The sequence below is a fragment of the Chthonomonas sp. genome (assembly GCF_035294505.1).
In the GTDB taxonomy this organism is placed as follows: Bacteria; Armatimonadota; Chthonomonadetes; order Chthonomonadales; family Chthonomonadaceae; genus Chthonomonas.
The window spans coordinates 25200-32027 of sequence record NZ_DATGKU010000190.1 but is presented as its reverse complement, the minus strand read 5'-3'; the positions used below and the strand labels follow the sequence as shown (position 1 = coordinate 32027).

The window sequence follows — 6828 nt, the reverse complement described above, 5'->3', positions numbered from 1 at the left end:
GGGAGGCAAAGTGGCTACGGCGATCTCTGTTTCCGCATGCAGCGGGCTATCCCACTGTAAAGGCGCACCTATTTCTCGGCTTAGCGCCTCAAGGGTCGAATCGTCGGCACCGGGGCGCAGTTGCACCTCTATCTGGTTAGGAGAGATGAAGGCGCCGGCGTTTGCCACGAGAGGTGTTGAGGGGGCATGTGCGGAGCGTGCCTCCCTTTGCCAATCGCGAAGCATTGGCCAGGCAGAGAGCGCTAAGAGTAGGAAAGCGATCCACGGCCATGGGGCCTTGCGTTCGTTCATCTTAATCCTCTTTCTCTATCTGAGGCAGCCAGTCGCGATGACGGCTGAGAATATACTCATACCGATCTATCATGCGGCCGGTCCGCATATCAAACAGCGGTGTGCCTCCGGCGTAAACGGTTCCCTTAGGGTCCCCGAACTCGTTCAGTCCTTCACGCCGAATGCGCTCGTCTATCAGTTTTTTCTGCTTCTCCGTAAGCGGCATATCCCTCTTCTCCTTTCCGCACCGTTTTGTTAGGAATACGGAAAGAAACTAAAAGCGTTTCCTAAAATTGCTGTTCAACTGATGGTAGTTTACCCAAATTGCAGGCAATAACCTACACCGGCTTGTTCTAAGAATGTGGAGAATCCACATCTATTTGCATCACAACGTAGTCCGCTCCTTGCCTCTGTAGCACGAACCCTAGAGACACCACACGCTCGTTGCCCTGAGGGTCTTTGAAGACATGAATGCCCATAACGCGGTAGGTATTTGGGTCTACCTGATACACGCGATGCAGCCCGAAACTGAGCGCCGGCGAGGCCGTAAGCGCCTGGCGCGTCCGCTGCAGATACTGATCGGCGGGGAGGGAGTAGCTGTACTGCCCATGCAAATAGATGGCTATCGTGCCGTTGGAGGGAAGATGCTTTGCCAGAGCGTCGAAATCGTTGTGCTGGAAGGCGGCTGTAATGTCGCCGATGGCTGCGCGAAGGGCCGGATCGAGTTTGGGGTCGTCCACCGAATAGGCGGTTTCTCCGCGCCCCAAATAGTAGGCATTTACGGCATCACCGGGCAAGGAGCCTTCGGTGGGAACGCCGCGCTGTGGGGGTTGGGGCACGTAGACGCCATAGGGTGGATACCAAACTCCACCGCCATGCACGCTCGGAATGGGCGCGCTATCTTCCGGCTCGTAGACAGGTGGGTAGCAACGATGCGGCTCGGAAGGCCACGGAGTGTAGAAGAAATAGGGAAAGCAACAGTCATAGTAGTCCCATTCTAGTGGCCAAGTATATACGTAGATGATCGTACCCCGTTGCTGGGCGATGCGATAGAGGTAGCCTTCGGTGGTGTGCTGGAAGCGGTCGTAAGCGCTTGATGGTGCGGAGGTTGTGCTAGAGACGTCGCGGGAGGGTGTATGGAAAATAAGCGGTCGCGCCTGCCAAGAGGATGGATAGGAGGTGCTGGCGTCTTCGTAATAGTTTTGTGGAAGGCGTGAAGCCCTGCGGAAAGCGGGGAGGGTGGTGGACGCCGTTGAGGTGCTGCGGGCAGGAGCGCGTGAACGACTTTGTGCTAATGCCGACCGCACGACGAGCAGAAGTGCCAAAGAGACAACGGCCGGCCACAGAACACGAAAGCCTCGTTGTTTAGAGCCAGACATGTTTTTTCTCCTTTCTTGCCTTACCGATAGCGTTATGGTTTAGGCATGGTTTAGGCAAGGGCCGCCGACACGAAACAGCTTGCTCGTGTCTTTCCTAACCGATGATTTCTATTTTGCTACTACGTATTTTTTATCCGGTTGTTACCGGTGTTTGGGTAGACCTTTTTTCTGAACATTACATTGCCGTTCGTGAAGAGAAACGATTTTGGTGGCTACTTTGCTTGTTCGTGGGGAAGGGGGATCAGCTCTATCTGTCTGCGTGCATAGTTGAGGGTCAGCTGATAGCGGTCTAGAAAGTTCCTCCCTAAAACGGCCTCCGATTCCAAAGGAGAGTTCACATTTTCTGGTTTTGTTTGGCCGGGCACGGGCAAGGGTGGTTGTAGAAAGGAGACATCGAGCTTATCCACACCCGCCTTGCCCACAGCAAGGCGCGGCGCTATGGCACGGGTAAGCCGATAGGGCTTGCCATCGGTTCCCATGCACAAGAGGCTTTCTAATGGTTGGAGTTTTAGCGTTTCGGCCACTTTGGTGGGGATAATGGAGATGGGCGCCGTGAGATCTACAAGTGCGGGAAACGGAGGGGATTTGGGCAGACTTACCATCACTTCGGGACAGCCGTTCCGCAACTTCATCGGCACCACCACGGCCCCGCGTCCTCTAGGCAAAGGAGCGTTCGGCGGCTCCAACTTTAGGAACTCCTGTTCTGCGTTGATGGTCACCTGAAAAGCCGAAAGAAAAGGCCCACCGAGCCAGCAAACCGGCGCATCGGCAGAGCTGATGGCGATTTCCGGCGATAGCATTTGCAGCACGTCAAGCTGCGCCACCTGTAACGGAGCTATCGGTAAGGTGCCAAGGCTCAAGGAGGGAATCTCGGTGGTAGGAGCATCTAGCTCCTGCCAGAGCCTTTGCAAATGAACCTCGCCGGTGGGCTTGGGCAGCTTTAGCCGCAACACGGTGAGAGGGGGCACGGCACAAGCGTTCATGGCGGTATCGAGGCCGCAGTTAAGCAGCTGATGCCCCGGAAATTCGGCCTGTATCACCAACAGGCCATACCACTTATGGCAAGGCAACTGCAGCGGAAAGCGCACATTAGAGGGAACGGTGATCGGCTTGGTGGCCCAAACGGCGCCGGCTTTTTCCTCCTGCTTCTCCGAGGGAGGCTCTCCCATAGGCGCCCACCTGCCGGCGCAGAGCAGCACCCCCAACGCAAGAAGACAGAACCGAAAGAGTTTTTGCCAACGCATAGGTCGCCAATTTACCAGAAGCGCCACTTGTTAACGATGGCTTTGCTCGATGATCTGACAGATGGCCTCTAGTGCCAGCAGATAGCCAAGTGAGCCTAGCCCCACGATCTGCCCCATGACGACAGGGGCAATAACGGAACGATGCCGAAACTCTTCGCGCGCATGAATATTGGAGAGGTGCACCTCCACCGTGGGCAGACGCACGGCCGTGAGGGCATCGCGTACGGCGTAGCTGTAATGCGTTAGCGCGCCCGCATTAATGATAATGCCATCCGCCGTTTCACGTGCCTCCTGAATGGCGTCTACAAGGTCGCCCTCGTGGTTCGATTGAAGAATTTTTACCTCGACGCCAAGCTCCTGGGCCTTCGCTTTTATTTTGCGATTGATCTCATCAAACGTCTCACGCCCGTAGAAATCCGGCTCACGAGAGCCAATAAGGTTGAGATTAGGCCCCTGGAGTACCAACACCCGTAGCGATGGCATCGGCTAAGCTCCTTCCTTCGGAGGGGCAACGGTTGCCGGGTCGGCTTTTTCATCGAGCAGGACAGCCTCTTCTACGAGCAGCACGGGAATGCCCTCCGGGCTGATGGGGTAGGCATAACGGCCACACCAACAGTGCAGCGCCGTTTTCGACTCGTTTAGGTGCAGCGGCCAGCGTTGCGGGCAGGCCGGGCAGGCCAATAACTCGATGAACCACGGCTCCAACGGCTGCGGCTCTATAGCCGGCGTAGGTTCGTCCTGAGGGGTCTCTTCCGATTCGCTTTCCATCTCTACTCCTTTTGACAACCGACGCACAGGTAAAGTTACTTGTTCTCTACATTACCCTATTTTTCCCCTAAAGCGGGCACCATGACATGAGATGCAGGGAAAGCGATCGGTTTTCCTTTGAACAGAAACTTGCTTGCCCCTTCTCTTCTTAAGCTCTCACCCCCCCTCCCCTCCTCCTATCAGGGACGGAGAAGACCGGTAAGCTTCCTGTCGGTTTGCTTCGATAGGCTTTCCTTTGAGAACTAAACACACTAGCCTACTTTCTCCTGAATCGGGGGAAAGGCCGGGATAGGGGACGGGCAAAGTCAGCTTGCTCTACAAACTGCCTCTAGAACCGTGAGGTTCTCGACCCCTACCCTCCCGCTTTACGCTCGGCTCGCTTGCCTATTCTGAGGTGGTCGCATGACTACCGAAGCGGTAAACGGGAACCTGATTCGTGCCGATCGGCAGGTTCTTACCGTTCAGCAGCCCTAAAAGGGCTGCCGCCGTTGATACCGAAAACAGAATTTCACCACACTCTTGGCAAACCTCTGCCGGTATCTCCTGAACGATGACATAGGTGTTCTTCTCACGGCATAACGGCAAGGTAACCTCCTCCGGCCTGCATTCACCTCCACAAAAAGGGCATGGCGCCCAAATCGTTTTGACTTCTGACAACAACATCACGATAAATCCTTTTTTGTTCCTTTTCTCATATTATCCATCAAAAATACACCGCCCGGCACGCGCAGTTTTGCGAGAAAGCGGCCTCCATAGGCAAAAACCGGTAGATTTTCTATGAGGATTTTGCGTTCTATTGACCTCTATCACACCAACACGGCAGCGAGGACAGCGTTGAAAGTGCGGGTATAATCTTTGCGTCTAGTCAACGTTTTAAGGAAACCCACTGTGTCCGATTCGCGTTCTGTAATGACACACCCGCTAAAGGTAGCCGAAAATATTGCCCACCTCGTGCCCTACGTGCCGGGGAAGCCTATCGAGGAGGTGCAGAGAGAACTCGGCATCCAAGAGGTTGTTAAACTTGCCAGCAACGAAAACCCCTTAGGGCCTTCGCCAAAAGCGCTCGAGGCTATCGCCCAGATGGCGCCGAAGCTGCATCTCTACCCCGACATCTCTTCCCGTACCCTGCGCCTTGCCCTTGCCAAAAAGCTGGATATAGCCCCCGAATCGCTCGTTTTTGGCAACGGCTCCGACGACATCATCCATCTTTTAGGGGTCACCTTTTTAGAGCCTGGCGATGAGGTAATCCAGGCCGATCCCTCTTTTGTTCGTTACGAAGCGGCGGCCTTGCTCAACAATGCGCTCTGCCATAAAGTGCCTCTTACCCCGGATTGGGGGTACGACCTCGAGGCTCTTCTGAACTCTATAACTTCCCGCACACGCCTGGTGTTTATCGCCAATCCAAACAACCCAACGGGAACGATCTTAAGCCGAGCTGGAATCGAAAGGCTTTTAGATCGTCTGCCTGAACAGGCCATTTTGGTGATAGATGAGGCCTACTACGAGTATGCCACCGGCTTGCCGGAGTATCCGGAGTGTATAGATTTTGTGCGTGACGAGCGGAATGTGGTGCTGTTGCGTACTTTCAGCAAGGCCTATGGTTTGGCCGGTCTGCGCATCGGTTACGGGATCATGCGCCCAGAGATCGCCGGCTGGCTCGATCGCACGCGAGAGCCGTTCAATGTGAACCTGCTGGCCCAAGCGGCAGCCGCCGCCGCTTTGGAGGATGAGGCCTTTGTAGCCCAAACTGTGGCCGTGAACGAAGAGGGCAAACGGACGCTCTACGCTGCGTTTGAGCGTCTCGGCCTTGACTATACCCCTACCTACGGCAACTTTATTTTCGTAAATGTGGGGCGCGATGGACGTGCTGTGGCCGATGCTTTGCTAAGACGGGGAGTCATCGTTCGCTTCAGCCCCGATTTCAAGAGCCAAACCCATTTGCGCGTCTCCATTGGAACGCCTGCTCAGAATGCGCGGTTCTTAGAGGCGCTCCCCGAAGCACTAGCTGAAACAAAATAGTACACACTAAGACACAGTTGGCAAAAACAAGCGATTCGTGGCTAACTTTGCAAAAAAAGATCAAAGTGGGAACTTTTTGGCATGAACATCGGGTATAATAAGGTACGAGCAGTTCGATCGCGATCCCTGCAGAAGTTCTGCGGGTTGCGACCTCCTTTCTTTCCCGATGCCTTTCGGCATCGGGCTTTTTTTTTGTGAGCCACCATGCGGTTTGTAGGGATTGACCTGGCATGGGGAGAGCGCAATACCAGCGCTGCCGTTGTGTTGGAAGCTGGCGATGCGCCATATGAAACTTTGCAAACGCTCCAATGGCACGAGGCTCTCGGCTCGAACGAAGAGATCGTCGCCTTTGTCCACGCTGCCGATAGGGGCGGTGGGCTGCTTATCGGGATGGATGCCCCGCTCATCGTCCCCAATGAGCGAGGTGAACGCCCTTGTGAAACCAAATTGCGGCGCTGTTTTGGTCGTTATGAGGCCGGCCCTCTTCCGGCCAATCGGCGTATCTGTGGCGGATACTTGCGCGGCGAGGAGCTGTTGCTGATGCTGAATGCGTCGCTCGGCACGACGCCCGACTATCGGTTCTCACCGCACGATAGCACCGTTCGACGTTGTTTGGAGGTGTTTCCGCGTAGCGCGCAGTGCGCCCTTTTTCATCTCAAGCGCTCACTGAAGTATAAGGCCAAACCAGGCCGCTCGCTGCGAAGCCGTTGGGCGGAGTATGCACGCTATGCAACGCTGCTGGAATCGCTGAAAATGGCGCAACCCTCTCTTCTGCCGCCATCCTGGCTTTCCGATTTGCAGGAAAGGCGCGGGCGCGACCTAAAACGCTACGAAGATTTGTTGGACGCCCTTTTGTGTGCCTACATAGTGGCTTACTATTGGCATTACGGCGAGGGGGAGCGCTGCTGCGTGGTGGGCGACAGTCGAAGTGGCTACATTCTCACTCCGGTCACGCCTGGGCTGGCCGCCTGCCTTCAGACGGACCTATCTACATAGCGAAATGGGCATGAAGGCGATGGAGCGGGCGGTTCTAGAGCCAATTCGTGGAGTAAGCCGACTTTGCTCGTCCCCTATCCCCTCCTTTCCGTCTTGCAGACAGCAACGCAGCGGCCAGCGAGATAGACGGGTAAAGATATGAAACGGGCCGC

9 protein-coding genes are annotated in these 6828 nt (G+C 55.3%); 2 read left to right on the top strand and 7 right to left on the bottom strand.

Annotated features, from left to right (window positions below):
• From VKV18_RS11875 to VKV18_RS11845, 7 genes are all read right to left on the bottom strand, one after another.
• Positions 1-291 (bottom strand): hypothetical protein (locus tag VKV18_RS11875; RefSeq protein WP_324204416.1); only part of this gene is annotated, 291 nt, incomplete at its 3' end.
• Between the two features lies 1 nt (position 292).
• Entirely contained in the window at positions 293-496 is a 204-nt protein-coding gene (locus VKV18_RS11870) for a hypothetical protein (protein ID WP_324204415.1), read from the bottom strand.
• Positions 497-623: 127 nt separating this feature from the next.
• A complete protein-coding gene (locus VKV18_RS11865) occupies positions 624-1649 on the bottom strand; it encodes a hypothetical protein (RefSeq protein ID WP_324204414.1) in 1026 nt (341 codons plus the stop codon).
• Between the two features lie 212 nt (positions 1650-1861).
• Positions 1862-2893 carry a hypothetical protein gene (locus VKV18_RS11860; protein WP_324204413.1) on the bottom strand — a complete coding sequence of 344 codons (1032 nt, stop codon included), beginning with the start codon at positions 2891-2893 and terminating at the stop codon, positions 1862-1864.
• A gap of 30 nt (positions 2894-2923) precedes the next feature.
• Positions 2924-3376: a type II 3-dehydroquinate dehydratase gene (gene aroQ / locus VKV18_RS11855; protein ID WP_324201255.1), complete on the bottom strand. Its 453-nt coding sequence runs from the start codon at positions 3374-3376 to the stop codon at positions 2924-2926.
• Positions 3377-3379: 3 nt separating this feature from the next.
• A complete protein-coding gene (locus VKV18_RS11850; RefSeq protein ID WP_324204412.1) occupies positions 3380-3661 on the bottom strand; it encodes a Trm112 family protein in 282 nt (93 codons plus the stop codon).
• A gap of 384 nt (positions 3662-4045) precedes the next feature.
• Entirely contained in the window at positions 4046-4324 is a 279-nt protein-coding gene (locus VKV18_RS11845) for a YgiT-type zinc finger protein (protein WP_324204411.1), read from the bottom strand.
• Positions 4325-4549: 225 nt separating this feature from the next.
• On the opposite strand from VKV18_RS11845, the gene hisC reads away from it, so the two are divergent.
• Both hisC and VKV18_RS11835 read left to right on the top strand, forming a co-directional pair.
• Positions 4550-5680, top strand: coding sequence for a histidinol-phosphate transaminase (gene hisC, locus VKV18_RS11840; protein ID WP_324204410.1), 1131 nt, complete (start codon positions 4550-4552; stop codon positions 5678-5680).
• Positions 5681-5884: 204 nt separating this feature from the next.
• Positions 5885-6676 carry a DUF429 domain-containing protein gene (locus VKV18_RS11835; RefSeq protein ID WP_324204409.1) on the top strand — a complete coding sequence of 264 codons (792 nt, stop codon included), beginning with the start codon at positions 5885-5887 and terminating at the stop codon, positions 6674-6676.
• The last annotated feature ends 152 nt before the right edge of the window (positions 6677-6828 follow it).